Origin of the sequence: Dyadobacter alkalitolerans DSM 23607 (assembly GCF_000428845.1) — a bacterium.
In the GTDB taxonomy this organism is placed as follows: Bacteria; Bacteroidota; Bacteroidia; order Cytophagales; family Spirosomataceae; genus Dyadobacter; species Dyadobacter alkalitolerans.
In genome coordinates, this window is the sequence record NZ_AUAS01000002.1 from 31746 (window position 1) to 48793 (window position 17048).

14 protein-coding genes and 1 tRNA gene are annotated in these 17048 nt (G+C 44.5%); 5 read left to right on the forward strand and 10 right to left on the reverse strand.

Translation table 11 applies throughout. The annotated features are described in order from the left end of the window. Positions 1–36 precede the first annotated feature (36 nt). Together G395_RS0103310 and G395_RS0103315 are read right to left on the reverse strand one after the other, a co-directional pair. Positions 37–3048 carry a tetratricopeptide repeat protein gene (locus G395_RS0103310; RefSeq protein ID WP_035360428.1) on the reverse strand — a complete coding sequence of 1004 codons (3012 nt, stop codon included), beginning with the start codon at positions 3046–3048 and terminating at the stop codon, positions 37–39. A gap of 158 nt (positions 3049–3206) precedes the next feature. After that, on the reverse strand, positions 3207–3458 hold the full coding sequence (locus G395_RS0103315) for a hypothetical protein (protein ID WP_026628773.1): 252 nt from the start codon (positions 3456–3458) through the stop codon (positions 3207–3209). A 63-nt stretch (positions 3459–3521) separates the two neighbouring features. On the opposite strand from G395_RS0103315, the gene G395_RS0103320 reads away from it, so the two are divergent. Beyond that, on the forward strand, positions 3522–4514 hold the full coding sequence (locus tag G395_RS0103320; RefSeq protein WP_229203940.1) for a tetratricopeptide repeat protein: 993 nt from the start codon (positions 3522–3524) through the stop codon (positions 4512–4514). 27 nt (positions 4515–4541) lie between these two features. Here the strand turns inward: G395_RS0103320 and menD are convergent, their stop codons facing one another. From menD to G395_RS0103350, 6 genes are all read right to left on the reverse strand, one after another. Continuing rightward, a complete protein-coding gene (gene menD / locus G395_RS0103325) occupies positions 4542–6278 on the reverse strand; it encodes a 2-succinyl-5-enolpyruvyl-6-hydroxy-3-cyclohexene-1-carboxylic-acid synthase (protein ID WP_229203941.1) in 1737 nt (578 codons plus the stop codon). 63 nt (positions 6279–6341) lie between these two features. After that, complete coding sequence (locus G395_RS0103330; protein WP_015810559.1) at positions 6342–7205, reverse strand: sigma-70 family RNA polymerase sigma factor; 864 nt, start codon at positions 7203–7205, stop codon at positions 6342–6344. A gap of 64 nt (positions 7206–7269) precedes the next feature. Beyond that, positions 7270–9408, reverse strand: a complete 2139-nt coding sequence (gene pnp / locus G395_RS0103335; RefSeq protein ID WP_026628776.1) for a polyribonucleotide nucleotidyltransferase — start codon at positions 9406–9408, stop codon at positions 7270–7272. A 107-nt stretch (positions 9409–9515) separates the two neighbouring features. After that, positions 9516–9791, reverse strand: coding sequence for a 30S ribosomal protein S15 (gene rpsO / locus G395_RS0103340; protein WP_026628777.1), 276 nt, complete (start codon positions 9789–9791; stop codon positions 9516–9518). A gap of 103 nt (positions 9792–9894) precedes the next feature. Beyond that, positions 9895–11394 carry an LptF/LptG family permease gene (locus tag G395_RS0103345; RefSeq protein WP_026628778.1) on the reverse strand — a complete coding sequence of 500 codons (1500 nt, stop codon included), beginning with the start codon at positions 11392–11394 and terminating at the stop codon, positions 9895–9897. Then, positions 11394–11786: an START-like domain-containing protein gene (locus tag G395_RS0103350; RefSeq protein ID WP_026628779.1), complete on the reverse strand. Its 393-nt coding sequence runs from the start codon at positions 11784–11786 to the stop codon at positions 11394–11396. The genes G395_RS0103345 and G395_RS0103350 overlap by 1 nt, the downstream gene beginning before the upstream one ends. 201 nt (positions 11787–11987) lie before the next feature. Here G395_RS0103350 and G395_RS0103355 point away from each other — a divergent pair. The 4 genes from G395_RS0103355 (at position 11988) to G395_RS0103370 (ending at position 15063) form a co-directional block, all read left to right on the forward strand. Next, positions 11988–12064 (forward strand) — tRNA-Met (locus tag G395_RS0103355). 129 nt (positions 12065–12193) lie between these two features. Further along, entirely contained in the window at positions 12194–13972 is a 1779-nt protein-coding gene (locus G395_RS0103360) for an ABC transporter ATP-binding protein (RefSeq protein ID WP_026628780.1), read from the forward strand. Between the two features lie 105 nt (positions 13973–14077). Next, a complete protein-coding gene (locus tag G395_RS0103365; protein WP_026628781.1) occupies positions 14078–14779 on the forward strand; it encodes a 2OG-Fe(II) oxygenase in 702 nt (233 codons plus the stop codon). Positions 14780–14835: 56 nt separating this feature from the next. After that, entirely contained in the window at positions 14836–15063 is a 228-nt protein-coding gene (locus G395_RS0103370; protein ID WP_229203942.1) for an Ada metal-binding domain-containing protein, read from the forward strand. Here the strand turns inward: G395_RS0103370 and G395_RS0103375 are convergent. After that, a complete protein-coding gene (locus tag G395_RS0103375; protein WP_026628783.1) occupies positions 15047–15958 on the reverse strand; it encodes a DNA-3-methyladenine glycosylase family protein in 912 nt (303 codons plus the stop codon). The genes G395_RS0103370 and G395_RS0103375 overlap by 17 nt on opposite strands. Before the next feature lie 59 nt (positions 15959–16017). Further along, a complete protein-coding gene (holA, locus tag G395_RS0103380; protein ID WP_026628784.1) occupies positions 16018–17037 on the reverse strand; it encodes a DNA polymerase III subunit delta in 1020 nt (339 codons plus the stop codon). Between the last annotated feature and the right edge of the window lie 11 nt (positions 17038–17048).

Sequence of the window (17048 nt, forward strand, 5' to 3'; positions counted from 1 at the left end):
TAATATTTTCTGTTAGTCCCGCAGGAATGAATCTTTTTATTTACTGATCTGAGCCAATTTTTCCTTAGCAAGCTCAACTGCTTCTTTATCGTCGGAATTATCGATAATGGAGGTTAATGTGGCCTTAGCCTGTCCCATTTCGTTCAATCCTACGTACACCTCAGCAAGCAGTATAAAAGACCTTACACGCCAGTAATCATATCCCTCGAAATTCTTGCCCATCTCAATGATCGCCGTCTCAGCCTCTTTGAATTTCTTGTTTTTGAAAAGAATCGTTGCTGCCCAGTAACTAGCCTCGGCGCCGTATTCATCTTTTGACGTAGCAGCGATCTTTTTAAACTCTTCGGCTGCTTTTGTCAGATCCCCACGGTCGTAGGGCACTTTACCCGCATACAGCTGGGCTTTGCCAACCGCACCCGGGATCAGGTTACCGCTATTGATGACTTCTTTGGCATAATACAATGTGGAGTCGTAGCTCTTCAATGTATAGTAGGTGTCCATCAAGCCAACCCAGGCCTGCGCCTGTTCTTTCTTGCTTTCTGAATTGCGGAGCAGCACCCGGAAGTTTGAAACCGCATTGTTGTAATTGCCACGGGCGATTTCCAATTCTGCGGAGCGCTGGGCAGCTGCGGCAACAAACGTCGATTTGTTCTGCTGAACCACTTTAGTGAAATATTGCAATGCTTCATTCACTTTGCCGCTCTTGTCGTAAGAAGAAGCGATGAAATAGTTCGCGTCATACTGATGCTTACTCGCCGGGTAACTCTGAATGAAGCCCTGCAACGCATTGATCGCGTTCTCATATTTCTCTGCATAATAAAGGTTACGCACATTGTCGAACTCCACTTCTTCGAGCTTCTCGTTACCCGGATTGTTTTTCCTTACAACGCCCAACACCTGGGTAAACTCTTCGGGACGTCCAACAGCCGTATAGGCTTCCTGAATCCCTTCCAAAGCGCTGTTTGCGGATGGGGAGTCAGCATATTCAGTCAAGATCTTACGGAAATCGACGATTGCTTGTTCGTACACCTGCAAGTTATAGTACGACTGCGCACGACGAAGCAATGCTGCGGGGATCGCGTTGCTCTTCGGCTTCTCATTGATCATTCTCGTGAAACCTTTCACAGCAGCAGAATAGCTCTGTTTTTGGAAATCAATGTCGGCCAGCTGGAAATAGGCATCATCCAGATATCTCGACTGCGGATATTGGCTGATCAGCAAATCAAACTGTCTGCGTGCTTCCTGCTCCCGGTTCATGTATACATAAGCACGGGCCTTCTGGAACAATGCATAATCCTTATCCACTTTACCTTTGGACGAAACCTGCTCGTAGGTTTTAATTGCCTCATTGTAATTCTTGGCAGCCAGGTAGCAATCCGCTAATCGGGAAAAGCCATCTTCAATCATCGCCGGCTCGATGCCTTCAATGTTGTTCGTAAACTCCTTAAAGTATGTTAATGCCTGAGCGTATTTTTTCTGGTTATAGTAAATGTATCCCAAAGCATACAAGCTCTTTCTTGCATAAATGCCTGCCTTCGGATTTTTTGAGATCTGCGAGTACAGGTTGGCAGCTTCGTCAACTTTGTTCAAACCATATGTGGACTCCGCTTTGTAGTATGTTGCAGAAATGAAAAGTTGCTCATCAATAGGAAACTTGATGGACTTATCAAACATTACAATAGCGTTATCAAACTTCTGCGCATTGAAATCCAACACGCCTTGGTTGTAAGTAAGCCTCTGATAGGTGCCATTTATTTTAGCATTCCGCTTAGAAAGGCCCTCAATGTACTTTATTGCCCCAACCGAGTTGCTTGCGCTGGCATATCCTTCTGCTACTAATTCGGTGGCTTCCTCTGTATGTTTGCTTTCAGGATATCTTGCCATGAAGTCGTTAAACTCCTTTACGGCCTCATTGTTGTTCCCCGACTCCAGCTGAACCTTTGCATGGTTATAAGCGGCTTCTTCTTTAACAACAGGGTTAAAGTCAAGCTTAGCGGCATTGTCAAATGCTGTTAAAGCATAAGTTAATTTAGAAGTCTTTAAGTAGCTGATTCCCAGGATATATGAGGCGTACTGCGAAACAGAATCTTTGCCCGGTCCGACGGGTTTCAAGTTTGTTATTGCACCTTCATAGTTACCGCTTCTGAAAAGCGCATGACCATAATGCAATGCCACTGTCGGAGGCACAACGCCTGGTTTCATTCGCTTGTAACGCTCGTAAGAAGTTACTGCGGCAGCATAATCACCTTTCTCGTAATATACTTCTGCTACGTACAATGCAACGTCATCCAGTTTAGTATTGCCTCTTTGCGATTTTAAGATCTTCTCGCCGTAAGCTAGCAGCTCATCGTAACGCTTCAATTGATATAAAGATGAGATAATCCAGTTTGGCGCCTCGTTCTTATAGTAAGGATGATCCTCGATCCGCTGAAAATCCTGATAGGCTTCTTCGAATTTGTTCTTCTGGTAATTGATCACACCGGCGTAAAACGAAGCATCGCCTGCATTGGCGAAAGAAGTCTCCGTTTTGACCTGGTTAAACAACGGCAGCGCCGCATCCAGTTGCTGCGTATTATAATAAGACATGGCCAACTGATACGTGCTTTCCAACTTATTCGCGCCGCTTCCTCCTACATTAACAGCTTTATCCAGATAAGTAATGGCCTTTTCATATTGTCCGGATTCGTAGTAATACCGGCCGAGATCTCCATAAATCTGCTGTGCTTTCGGATGTTCTGAATGGTTTTTCACGAAACGGTCCACTTGTACTTCCGCTTCGGGATAGTTCAGATACAAGCCTGTAACTGCCACATAATATTCAGCCGTAACCTTATTATAGTCCGTGGTGCTCAGCAACTTATCATCTGTGCCTAAAAACTCGTTGAATTCCTGCCTGGCTGCGACGTAGTTAGACTTTTCATAATATTCCAGGCCATTTCGAAAATGGGCTTCCGGTTCGGTTACGCTTAATGTATTCTGAGCAAAAACCGAAGATGCGCCAACATATAAAAGCATTCCAAAAGTGGAGGCGCCGTGTTTAAAAACCATAGAGACTGAGTTGGTGAATTTTTGATTTGAATTAATGTCATTAACCATATCTTTTTAAAGAGTATTTTGGTGCGCTCTTACCTCTTAAAATTGTTTGCTATCTAACGAAAAGTGTACTAAAACCGTATACGTTGATAATAAAGGCATTATTTATAACCTCAGAAGATCACTTCATTACGCCGTAAAGACTCCGAAAAATCATCATGCATTGCATCAAAACGGGAGGTAATCGAAGCAATAAACGATACGTCCATGCAGCGTTCTATTTCTGCCGGACTTTCAATTTCGTAGTCATCGATTTTGTAAGTTTGCTCATACATGCCGGATTCGATTTTGATAATGTATTTATTGTTCCATTGATAAAGGCCGATCTTAAATTTGTCGTTGGGTATATCCTTAATATATCTCATTTTATAAATTGTTGCAACTCTATGGTTATCAGTATTAAACTAAATAAAATACCAATATTATTAGTGCTAATTCTTTGCGCTTGTTCTGGTCAGGATAAGAAAGATGCCGCTGACTTCTTTCTGAAAGGTAACAAGGCTCTTAGTCAAAAGAACTATGCCGAAGCATTACGTCTGTACGACGAAGCAATTGCCAAAAATGCAGATTTTTCGGACGCCTACCTCAATAAAGGGATAACTTTATTGAAAATGGGCAGGCCGGAAGATGCCCACGAGATTTTGACAGAAGCAATTAAAATTGACCCTACACTCACACAGGCGAATCTCGTTAGGGCAGAATCAGGGCTTGATTTGGGACGTTTGCGCGAAGCAAAGCAGGACTTGCAGCAGATTGAAAAAGATTATAAGGATTCATCGCGGTTTTTCCTTGTGCGTGGAAATCTGCTGGGTGCGGAAGGCAATGCATCCCTTGCACTTGCCGACTACGATCGCTCGATCCAATTACAGAAGCTGAATGTTGAAGCGTATGTCAACCGGGGAGCTATATACTACGGCCTTAAAAACTGGAAAGCAGCCAAGGAAGATTTTGAAAATGCCCTGGCTTTGAATCCGGTTCAACCCGAAGCGCTCAACAATCTGGGATTAATTGCGACAAAAGAAAGGAATTGGAAAACGGCACTTTCCTACTTTGATAAGGTTCTGGCAGCAACGCCCAACGATCCTTATTCGCTCAACAACAAAGGCTATGTCCTGTTGCAGACAGGTTCGCCGGAGCAAGCCAAGGAACTCATCGAAAAATCGCTTGACAGGCTACCCAAAAACGGATACGCCTTCCGCAATCTCGGCATCTATTATCAGCAGGCAGGCGCGCGCGACAAGGCGATTAAAGCATTCACAAAAGCCATCGATATTGCCGAGCCGGTCGATATGCTTTATGGACTTACAGGCCAAGCTTACTTCCAGCAAAAGAACCTTACGGAAGCTTGCAGGATCTGGAACCAAGGCGTTGTTTTGAAGGACTCCATTTCAATGGCTGAATCTGCAAAAAACTGTCGCTGATCTTTCTTGTGAAATACTTCTCACCTATTACTCCTTACCCAACTTTTTCAATCCTTTCCAAACCCTTTCATTCTCGTAAGGATCAGTAAAGATTTCCAACAAGCTGATGCCTTTGTTGTCTAGAAACGAATTGATAGAGGTCTCTAACAATCCTATTTCATTACAATTAAAATAGGCAATGCCAGAATCCTCGCAAGTGCGCCTGGCTGAAAATGTATGTCTGGTTTCGAAATAAGTCTCAACCTCGGGCAAGCTGGACGGGCCGTCGATCATCCGGAAGATATTTCCACCGGCATTATTGATCACCACAATTTTAAGATTTTCCGGAAGTGAGTTAATCAGCAAACCGTTGCGATCGTACATGAACGCAACGTCTCCGACAACCAACAAAGTGTCCTGCTCACTGACCAGCGCAGCACCAATAGCAGTGCTCACACAACCGTCGATTCCGCTCGTTCCTCTATTACAAAAGACATCATTAATGCTGCTGCCGAGGTCTAGCAAATTGACGTAGCGGATAGACATGCTGTTCGCAACATGTAACTGAATATTATTATTAGTATATTTAAATAGGAGATCTAACGATGTTAAATCAGATACTAAAGATAGATTACCTAAATATTTATCTCTTGTAGTAGCTGCTAATGTATCATTATTAACAAAAGCGGTAAGGTAGGCTGAGTCTGTTTCAGGATCCGAATTCTGTACAAATAGCTGATAATCAAGCTTCTCAAATAGATTTTTAAAAAAATATTGAGGAGAAACAGGAACCGTTCTTGTCAAAGATTGCGTTGGATCGGCCAGAAAAGCGTCTTCTCCGATGTGCCAATGCAGCTTGGGTGGGTTCTTCCTGATAAATTGTTTAAAATCTTTTGAAATGAATGACAAACCGAATGTAATTAGCAGGTCAGGCACCAGTTCCTTGACATTACTTCCTCCCAGAAACAGATCGTGGTTGCGGATGATCTTTGCTCCGGAAATGTTTGCAATATGATCAGCCAGGACCGGGATGTCCCACTCTTCCGAGATCTTATTCAGCACATTGCTCAGCGCCTGATCGGGCATTTGCTGACCGGCAGCGATCAGTATTTTCGGGCAGTCTTCAAACGCATCCAGCAATGCATTCCATTCCTCCTGGGCAAGGATTTTCTCCGCCGATTGGCGCTGGATAATCCTCAAATTCGGAGACGGAATCATTTCATCACCCGGCGCAGGATAGAATGGCTCTCTGATCGGAACATTGATGTGCACCGGACCTGCCGGAACCGTTGCTGCCAGCGTTACTGCTTCGTTTGACATCCTATTAATGGCCCATTGCACATCTGCGTGCGCATAATCAGCCGAGAATTCAAAGGAACGCTTGATGTGTTTGCCAAATATTTCGCTCTGATAGATCGTCTGCCCATCGTATTGATGCAACCATTCCTTCGGCCGGTCAGCGGAAATAACAACCAGCGGTATTTGCTGGAAAAACGCCTCAGAGACAGCCGGCGCAAAGTTGTACACTGCACTGCCGGATGTGCATATTAACACCACTGGAACGCCTGTTTGCTGCGCTATTCCCAGGCCTATGAAGCCCGCCGAGCGCTCATCCATGCACACGTGTAATGTGAAGCGCCCGAAGCGCGTAAATGCGAGCGTAAGCGCAGCGCTGCGTGAGCCGGGAGAGACCACGACGTGCCGGATTCCCTGTGCATAGCAAATGGCGGCGAGATCCACCAAAGGTTGTAAAATGGCCATATCTGTAAATAAAAATAGCCTCATTAAGAGGCTATTTAATCAATACTGTATTAAATCACTGGTTAATTGCAACATGATCAGCTGAGATTAACCCAGGTATGTTTTCAACGCCTTGCTTCTCGATACGTGGCGCAATCTTCTGATCGCCTTTTCTTTGATCTGACGAACGCGTTCACGGGTAAGGTTAAACTTCTCACCGATCTCTTCCAGCGTCATGGCATGCTCGCCATTCAAACCGAAATACAATGCGATAACGTCCGCCTCACGCTGTGTCAATGTGCAAAGTGCTCTCTGAACTTCCTTACGCAATGATTCATTCACCAAACCGGAATCGGGCTTGTCTTCCAGATCATTCTCTAACACATCCAGAAGGCTGTTTTCCTCACCTTGAACAAACGGAGCATCCATAGACACGTGACGGCCCGAAATTTTCATCGTATCAACAACCTCGGAGGAAGAAATTTCAAGCACTTCTGCCAATTCCTCAGGAGAAGGCTCACGCTCAAAACGCTGCTCTAGTTCTGAAAAAGTCTTTGATATTTTATTTAAAGAACCTACACGGTTAAGGGGTAAACGTACAATCCTCGACTGCTCAGCAAGCGCTTGCAGAATAGATTGGCGAATCCACCAAACTGCGTAAGAAATGAATTTAAAACCTCTTGTTTCGTCAAAACGCTGAGCAGCTTTAATCAAACCCAAGTTACCTTCATTAATCAAGTCGCCCAATGACAAGCCCTGATTCTGATATTGCTTGGCCACAGACACCACAAAGCGAAGATTCGCTTTAGTAAGTCTTTCCAATGCAAGCTGATCACCATCCCTAATTTTCTGAGCTAACGTCACTTCCTCGTCCGGCGTCAACAAATCCACCTTCCCGATTTCTTGCAAATACTTGTCTAACGACTGACTCTCACGGTTGGTAATTTGCTTACTGATCTTTAGCTGTCTCATCTATCTTTTATTATTTTTATATATAACGACATTAAATATTGCCCCTGTTTCCAAAAACACTATTTTAATCATTTTTGTTCTCTGGCTTCGGCAGCAATACTTTCCGTGACAGACGGTACTTACCAGTCTTCTTATCGATCTCTACTAATTTAACCTGAACTTCCTCTCCTACTTCAAGAACACCATCCATTTTTTCAAGACGTTCCCATTTGATTTCGGATATGTGAAGCAAGCCGTCTTTTCCTGGCAAGAATTCAACAAACGCGCCAAACGGCATGATTGATTTCACTTTACCAGAATAGATCTCTCCGATTTCCGGCACCAGGATAATTCCTTTGATACGGGCAACTGCCTTATCCATCGAAGTCTTATCGGCAGAGAATATACTTACAAATCCTGCTCCATCTTTTTCCTCGATAGAAACCGTAGCGCCGGATTCTTTCTGGATATCCTGAACAACCTTACCACCAGGCCCGATTACGGCACCAATCATTTCACGGTCGATCTTGATCACGACAGCACGTGGTGTATGTGGTTTCAGATCGGCACGGCTTTCAGTCATCGTCTTGTTCATTTCACCCAGAATGTGCAATCTGCCTGCTTTCGCCTGCATCAGCGCCTCTGTCAAAACTTCATACGAAAGTCCGTTTACTTTCATATCCATCTGGCAAGCCGTAATTCCTTTTTCAGTTCCGGTTACCTTGAAGTCCATATCTCCCAAGTGATCTTCGTCACCTAAAATGTCGGAAAGAACCGCATATTTGCCTGTTTTTTCGTCTGAGATAAGACCCATAGCAATTCCGGAAACCGGCGCTTTGATCTTCAAACCTGAATCCATCAACGCAAGAGAACCCGCACAAACCGTCGCCATCGAAGACGAACCGTTTGATTCAAGAATATCAGATACGATACGTATTGTGTATGGATTGTCTTCGGCAACGGGCAATACTTTTTTCAATGCACGCAAAGCCAGGTTACCATGACCCACCTCGCGACGGCCAGGACCACGGTTCGGTTTCACTTCACCAGTTGAAAATCCAGGGAAGTTATAATGCAGCATGAATTTGCTGTAACCGTATTTCATCGGCGTATCAACAATCTGCTCGTCATTTTTCGTACCCAATGTTACCGTTGTCAATGACTGCGTTTCTCCTCTTGTAAACAAGGCAGAACCGTGTGCATTTGGCAAGAAGTCGATTTCAGAAGCAATAGGACGAACTTCATCCAGTTTACGACCGTCAAGACGGATCCTTTCATCCAAAACCAGGCGACGTGACGCTTCCCAAACCAGGTCATTGAAATAACGTTTTGCTAGGGATTTGTCAAAACCTTCTTCATCCTCAGGAACCGAAGCAATGAATTCTTCCCAAACTGCTTTGAAACCTTCTTTCCTAACTGTTTTGTTGGTAGAGCCCAACTGGGTTACCTTGTATATTTTATCATAAGCAAATGTTCTCAAACGAGCTTCAAGCACTTCGTCTGCTGCATCACCTACGTATTCTCTCTTTTCTGTTTTGCCAACTGCCGCTTCGAACTCTTTCAAAGCAAGGCATTGCTGCTTGATAACCTCATGAGCTACTTTCAATGCTTCCACAACCTCTTCCTCAGACACTTCGCTCATTTCGCCTTCTACCATCGCGATATCATTGTAGGTTGCGCCTACCATCAGCTCCAATGTTGCACGTTCCAGCTCCACTGAACCTGGGTTAACAACATACTGGCCATCAATTTTCGCAACGCGAACTTCTGAAACCGGTCCGCCGAAAGGAATATCCGAAGCGGCAAGTGCAGCAGAAGCTGCCAAAGCTGCCAATGCATCAGGCAATGCAGTTGCATCAGCCGACATCAGCATAAGGTTAACCTGAACTTCTGCGTGATAATCATCCGGGAACAACGGACGCAAAACGCGGTCCACCAGGCGGCTTGTCAAAACCTCCGGATCAGACAACTTGCCTTCACGACGCTGGAAGCTTCCGGGAATACGTCCCGCAGATGCGAATTTTTCTTGATAATCAACTGATAATGGTAAGAAGTCAAGACCTTCTTTAATATCTTTATTAGCCACGACTGTCGCCAGCAACATGGTGTTGCCCAAACGAACTACAACCGAACCGTCGGCCTGCTTTGCTAATTTCCCTGTTTCAATGGTGATTTCCCTTCCGTCTGGCAAGGGTATAGTCTTGGTAACTATATTAAAGAGCATAAAATATTGTTTTTTGTAGCTGCGAAACGCCATCCTGACGTTCCAAATTTGTTAATTCCGCAAAAAATCAGGGAACTTTCATGTAGATGAAGTTCCCTGATTTTAAATTACTTACGTATGTTCAGTTCGGCAATAATCGCACGGTAGCGGTTAATGTCCTTTTTGTACAGATAATCCAACAATCTACGGCGCTTACCTACCATTTTGAGTAGACCAAGTCTTGTATCGTTATCTTTTTTGTGCGTTTTTAAGTGCTCGTTCAAATAATTGATACGATACGTAAATAAAGCAATTTGTGATTCAGCAGATCCAGTGTCTCCGCCTTCTTTCTTAAAACCTTTTGATTCGAAGATCTCGGTCTTCTTTTCCGCGGTTAAATACATAATTGTAACAACAGATTAATTATTTTTGGACTTTTCACAGCACCCTGCTGTAAATAAGGACGCAAAATTACGATTTTCGGCCTGAAATAAAAATATAATTTTACTATGATTGAATAAGCGTCCTTTTTCCAAATCTACTTACCCATCTTTCTTTTATTCTTTTGACAAACATCAAATAGACATCTTTTTCAAACAACCGCGAGTCACTCCGGGCCCGGTCGATGAAGTATAATCCGGTCAAAAGGAGCACTGTATTAGCCATCCACGCGCCTACGGGCACAGCGAGCATCCCTTCCCTTACCCATTTGTCTCCCTGGTTGGTCAGGACATAAAGCAGGATAAAGAAAATAATGGATACCAGGACCGGCACCCCAAACCCGCCTTTTTTAATGATGGCACCCAGCGGCGCGCCAATCAGGAACATGATCAGGCAGGATAATGCATTGGTATATTTATGGTGTTTTTCCAATTCGTACTTGGTTGCATCTTTCAGCTTCGTCTGCAAGTAATCCTTCTGTGATTTGGTGTAGCTCAGCATACTGTTCGCCGCGCTTTTTGTATTCATTAAAATCTCCTTTTTCAAGCTGTCCGAAACAGGTTTATTCAGCAAAGAATCAATCCAGGGGCCTTTTTTCAGCGTTTTATCGGTTCCTTCTCGATAATTGTAGGAATAATATTGCTGGCTGCCGGCTACGAGGTTTTTCCGCGTCTCATTATAGGAATTACGGAGCGAATCAGCCGTTGAAGTCAGGTCGCTGATGTTCTTCATGAACTCGTGGTATTTGAACTGTCCTTCATCCGTGCGCTTCATACCAAACGACGAAAGGCTTTCCGTCAAACGGAAGTGCTTGAACGAATTGCGACTGAAATTGGAGTAATTCGGCATGCTGCCGCCACCTATCGGTGAAGATATATACGCAGGCCGCGCAGTGCCCGAACTCACCTCATCCGTGTAACGCGTTCCGTTATAAAGCTCGATCACCAGGTAACGGTTATCATTGATGGAATACATCCGGCCCGAGTCCGCCAGTATGATTTCGGTATTCCCCACTTCATACGAACGATTGCTATGCTTATAGATCACCATTCCCTTCAACTTACCATTCTCTTCCTTCTTATCGACCTTAATGCTAAACCCAGGGAGATCGTTGTAAAAAATCCCTTCCTTTATCTTCAATGTGGCTTTCGTGGTCTTGATGTCATATAAAAGGCTGTAACCCTTCAAATTAGCCCACGGAGAAATTCGATCATTGAAATAAAATGAGAATGCACTTACGGAAACTGCGACAATGAAAAGCGGCGCCATAGCACGCACAACTGATATTCCCGCACTCTTTATAGCGGTCAGCTCGAAGAATTCACCCAGGTTACCGAATGCCATCAGCGATGAAAGCAGCATGGCCAGCGGAAGCGCGGTAGGAACCGTGATCAGGCTGAAAAAGAAGAATAATTGCGCGTAATCCGTTATCCCAAGGTCTTTGGAAACGAAATCATCTATGTAAAAAATCATGATCCGCATCAGAAAGACGAAAACCACGACGGACATTGTTATTACAAACGGCCCCCAAAAGGACATCAATATAAGCTTATCAAGCTTTTTCATCAACTACCAACGATATCTTTCAAATTATCAATAAAGCCATCCCAAAGCGAAGCCATCTCGCGCTCATCGCGGTTGGACGAATAGTCGGTCACGCGCAGGAATGTTGTCTGGGTTAACTCGCTAACTTCAAGTTTTAGTTCCACATGATTGTTGTCCAGATTATCATCACTTGTATTTTCAAAATCAAATCTTACTGCTTTATTGATACGCAAACCGGTCTGTCTGGCAATGTGGCTGTCGCCGTCCCACTGGAAGTCAAACCGGTGATCGGGCAGTACAGTGACTTTTTCAGCAAACCATTGTTCCAGTCCCGAGGGCGTCGATATATATGGAAAGAGTACTTTTGGAGAGGATCGCAATTCAAATTCAGTAACAAATTTATATTTTTCCATATGAACTAAAATTAAAAAGGGTTAACCACAACAGTACCGCCTTATATGCTGATTTTAAAAGCTGTAATATAGCATAATTCAACAATAAATGTCATCAAAGTTAATTTTTGCTCTTTTATCCAAACGAAAATTTAGGGCGAAAATTGAAAAAACGCATTGGACTTTAATTTTTTTTAACATACTTTTGCACCACAATAACACGGCGGGGTAGCTCAGATGGTTAGAGCGTAGGATTCATAACCCTAAGGTCGGCAGTTCGATTCTGCTCCCCGCTACCAAAGATCAGACATCCCGAACGGATGTCTTTTTTATTGCCCTGTCTGCATTCTTCTGCGTTCTTCGAGAATTAAATTACCGGATTTTCGGTTTCCCATAATAGTCTATCGCTGGTTCGCCTCTCATTCACCATGAAATTATTAATACAATACCTTAGCCGGTACAAAGCCCTCATTTTCCTGGCGCTTGTACTCGCAGCCATCAATCAGGTCTTTTCGCTCCTGAACCCCTACATTCTCGGTAATTACCTCATCGACCCTTACGCCAACAAAGCACAATATTACCGTGATAATGGCCTGGACGACGCTTTTTTCAAGGGCATCCTCATCGGCCTGCTCATGATCATTGGCGTAGCCATGGTTTCAAGGATCGCCAAAGCATTTCAGGATTATGTCGTCAATGTCGTGATCCAGAAGTTTGGCGCGAACCTTTATACAGATGGGTTACGCCATGCATTACGCCTCCCGTTCCAGGATTTTGAAGACCAGCGCAGCGGTGAAACACTCTCGGTGCTGCAAAAGGTTAGGGCGGATTGTGAAAAATTCATTACCAGCTTCGTTAACGTGCTCTTTGCCACATTGGTAGGAATCGTGTTTGTGGTTGTCGTTGCCTTTAAGCTCAGTCCTTCATTGCCGCTTATTTACCTGGTTGGCTCGGTGATACTGGCCGTTCTGACGAGTGTTTTGAGCAAAAAAATCAAGTCAATCCAGAAGAACATCGTCAAAGAAACTACAGCGCTGGCTGGGTCCACGACCGAATCGCTGCGGAACATTGAACTGGTCAAAAGCCTCGGCCTGACCAATCAGGAAATAACCCGCCTGAACACGACGACGTTCAAAATCCTCAAACTGGAACTCAGAAAGGTAAAAAGCATCCGCTCTATAAGCTTTATACAAGGCACATTCGTGAATTTCCTTCAACAATGTATCATGTTCGCATTGCTGTTCTTCGTCTTCCGGGACCGGATTACCGTAGGGCAAATGATGATGATGCAGTTTTATTCGTTCTTCATTTTCGGGCCTTTGCAAGAACTGGGCAATGTGATCCTCTCCTATCGCGAGGCCGAAGCGTCACTGAATAATCTGCAAACATTGCTGGCCAGGCCCGTTGAACGCAAGCCTGTAAATCCCGAGGTGATTACAGACATAGAAGAGCTGCGATTTGAACAGGTCAGGTTTCAGCATCAATCTGCTAACCGGCCCGCTTTGGAAGATATTTCTTTTGACGTTAAACGGGGCGAGACCATTGCATTCGTTGGACCGTCCGGCTCGGGAAAGACGACATTGGTTAAGCTTCTCGTGGGCCTTTATCATCCCATTTTAGGAGCTGTATATTACAATGGCATAGATGGTAACAACATTGATTTTGATGAAATCAGGAATAAAATTGGCTTTGTAACGCAGGATACACAACTGTTTTCAGGCACAATCAAAGAAAACCTGCTTTTTGTAAACCCCGGTGCAACGGATGAAATGATCAACGATGTGTTGCTGAAAGCGGCTTGTTATAACTTGCTGTCGAGAGCTGAAAGCGGCATTGATACGGTGATCGGCGAAGGCGGATTAAAACTTTCGGGTGGTGAGCGCCAGCGTTTATCCATTGCCCGTGCGCTGCTGCGTGAGCCGCATTTGCTGATTTTCGATGAAGCAACCTCTGCATTGGATTCGTTGACCGAAGAAGAAATTTCCAACACAATCCGCAACATTACCGATCAGCGTCAGCACATTACGGTCATGATCGCGCACAGGTTGTCGACCATTATGCATGCGGATCGCATTTACGTGCTGGAAAAAGGACATGTAGTGGAAACTGGAAGCCATCATGCGTTGCTGGATGAAAAAGGCTTGTATTATGCCATGTGGCGCCAGCAGATCGGTGAGCGCAAGGACGAGTCGGTGCTTTCTTCCTAATGTATATGATAACTAAAAGCTAGCAAGATTCAGGTTTTTCAGCGGTCCCTCGGCATCTATTTTTGTCCTATCAATATTAGATCGGATCAAACAGAAGTCAGACGAATGAAGAACATTGAAACATCAGATTGGTTACGCATCACCGAAGAGCTGCACAGTAAAGGATACGGACTAATAGAACAGGTCCTTTCGCCTTCGGAATGCGATGAACTGATTGCATCTTACAATGAACCAGCACATTATCGAAAGACGATCGTGATGGAGCGTTATCGGTTTGGGTTAGGAGAATATAAATATTTTCAATATCCGCTGCCGGACATTATCCAGCTATTACGCGAAAGCTTTTATTCCAAACTCGCCCCGGTTGCCAATAAGTGGATGCAAGTCCTTAACATTGACCAACATTACCCGGCTGATTTCCAAGACTTTCAGACAAAGTGTCACGAGCAGCAACAAACCAAACCTACGGTTTTGATCCTGAAATACGACGAAGGCGGGCACAATACGTTGCATCAGGACTTGTACGGAGATCTGTTCTTTCCTATTCAGCTGATTATTTTCCTTAGCGATCCTGAGAAGGATTATACAGGAGGAGAATTTGTGTTGACTCAACAAACGCCGCGCGCTCAGTCGAAAGCCATCGTTTTGAAACCCAAGAAAGGAGACATACTGGTCTTCACAACCAATTTCAAACCTGTGAAGGGAACGAAGGGTTACTATCGCGTCAATATGAAGCATGGGGTTTCCGAAGTGACTTACGGCAACCGCTTCACGCTGGGAATCATTTTTCACGACGCATTAAGCTGAAAGCGATGATCAGGCACTCGGACCTCGGACCTCCGTCGTTTCAAACGAGCAGAAGGTTGAAGAAAATAATTGACGATCACGTAATCTGTTATGGCGGAAATGCTCGTCTCAAAATTTACGGAACATTTCAATGTAATTCGGGAAAGCGCATGAAAATGAAGAACCGGGTGTTTTTCAATTCAGAGAAAGAGGCACTGGCGCAAGGTTTCCGACCATGCGGACATTGTATGCGGGAAGCTTACTTGAAGTGGAAACCAAAACAGCACATTACGCTAAAACCTTGAAAGTGAGGCTCCGCCAGAGATAAAAGACCAGGTAACTCTCCCAGCCTGCAAACTGCTGAAAAAGTGCATCGATCTTGCCTGTTTCACTTCTGTCCTGGATAATGTTGTGATTGGAAAGTGCATTCAACAAACCGATATCACCGTGCGGAATGCCGCCTGGTTCCTGCAACGACTTCATTAAAACATAATTAGCCGTCCATACACCGATTCCCTTGTGATCCGTCAATGCTTTTTTACGTGCTGCAAAGTCGGGTAATGCGCGAATTGCTTCTTTATCTAAGCTTCCGTTTGCAAACGCCCTGGCAATGCCAATCACGTAATCCGATTTTTGCTTCGAGAACTGCATATCCTTCAAAAGGTCCGGATCAGCTGCTGCGAGCACTTCGGGCTCAGGAAAAACGTAGTAGGATTCATTTTCATGGTCAATGCGCTTACCATAATGTTCCACCAGCCTCCGCTTCACTTTATAGGCAAAGGACAAATTAATCTGCTGACCGATAATGCACCAGCAAATGGCTTCGAAAAGATTTGAAATGCCAATCATCCGCAGGCCTTTATAATCTTCGGCCATGTAGGCAATGCGTCCATCGGCTTTCAGCAAGTCGTAAAACGGCTGAATGTTGGTATCCATATCAAACCATTCACACACATAACCAATGAGATAGGATTTATTTTCATGCGTCGCTTCTCCTTTGAGAATTTCCAGTTCGAGGAAATCCGAATGCTCGCGGATGGACACCAGCAGCATTTCCGCTCCCACTTCCAATGCCTTAAAGATGGTATCGCCTTTGATGATATGCAGACAGTCATCATAATTCCTGTTAAGAAACCACAGACATTCTTCAAAGCTAAAAAGCGCCGGAACGGGGATTAAGACCTTATGCTCACTATTCATTTACCAAATATACCGCAACTGCAAACAAGCCAAAACCTGTTTCTTGCTGCATGATGACTTTAATGTACAATTTTGAAAACCAATTCTTTAAGCAGTTCACCTTCCGGAACGCTCACACCGTCGAGCCCTTTCAGCCGTGCATCACATTCGCGAAGATAATGTATGATGTTGGCCACTTTGGGAAGCGGATAATTGCGGATAGCCAGCAGGTAATCTTTTACAAAATAAGGGTTAACCCCCAATTCGGTCGCAAGCCCTTTCTCTGATTTATCTTTGCTGGCGTGCGCAAGCAGCACTTTTGTATAAAACCCGAAAAGAATGATCAGGATGGGAGCCAGCGGATTGTCCTTCGAATTTTGAGAGAAATAGGTTGCGATCTGATTGGCTTTCATGACATCACGCGTCATCAATGCTTTCTGGAATTCAAACACATTATATTCTTTACTAATGCCCACAAACCGTTCAATCGCAGCAGCATCTATGCCCTCGTCCAAACGGAGATTAACCAGGATTTTCCGGATCTCGTTCGACAATCGTTTCAGATCGTTTCCAATGTTATCGACCAACATCTGCACAGCCTTAGGACTTATTTTGACGCCCTCATGCTGACAAAATGAAGCTACCCATTCGGGTAACTTGTTGTCATACATCTTTTTAGACTGCACCACAACCCCATTGGTATTGATGGATTTGATGAATGTCTTACGCTCATCAGCATTGGCATGAAAACAAAAAACCAGCACCGTGCTGTTCAGCGGATTGAGTGCATAATCCTCCAACCTGGCCTGCTGCTCCTTCTGCTCTATGCCGCCCAGCTTATTGGCATCTTTCACGAGGATCAACTGCCTTTCCGCCATGAAAGGAAACCGCCGGGCATAGCTAAGCACACCAGCCACATCCGTATCCTTTCCATACAAAACGAATTGATTAAAACCCTTTTCAGATTCAGGAACAACGCGTTTTTCCAGTTCTTCGGCAATGGAATCGATGTGGTAAGGCTCGTCGCCGTGCAGAAAATAAATAGGCCTGAATTTCTTACTTCTGATCTCTTTCAGGACAATGTCCGGTGTTTGGGCCATAGGGTGCGCCG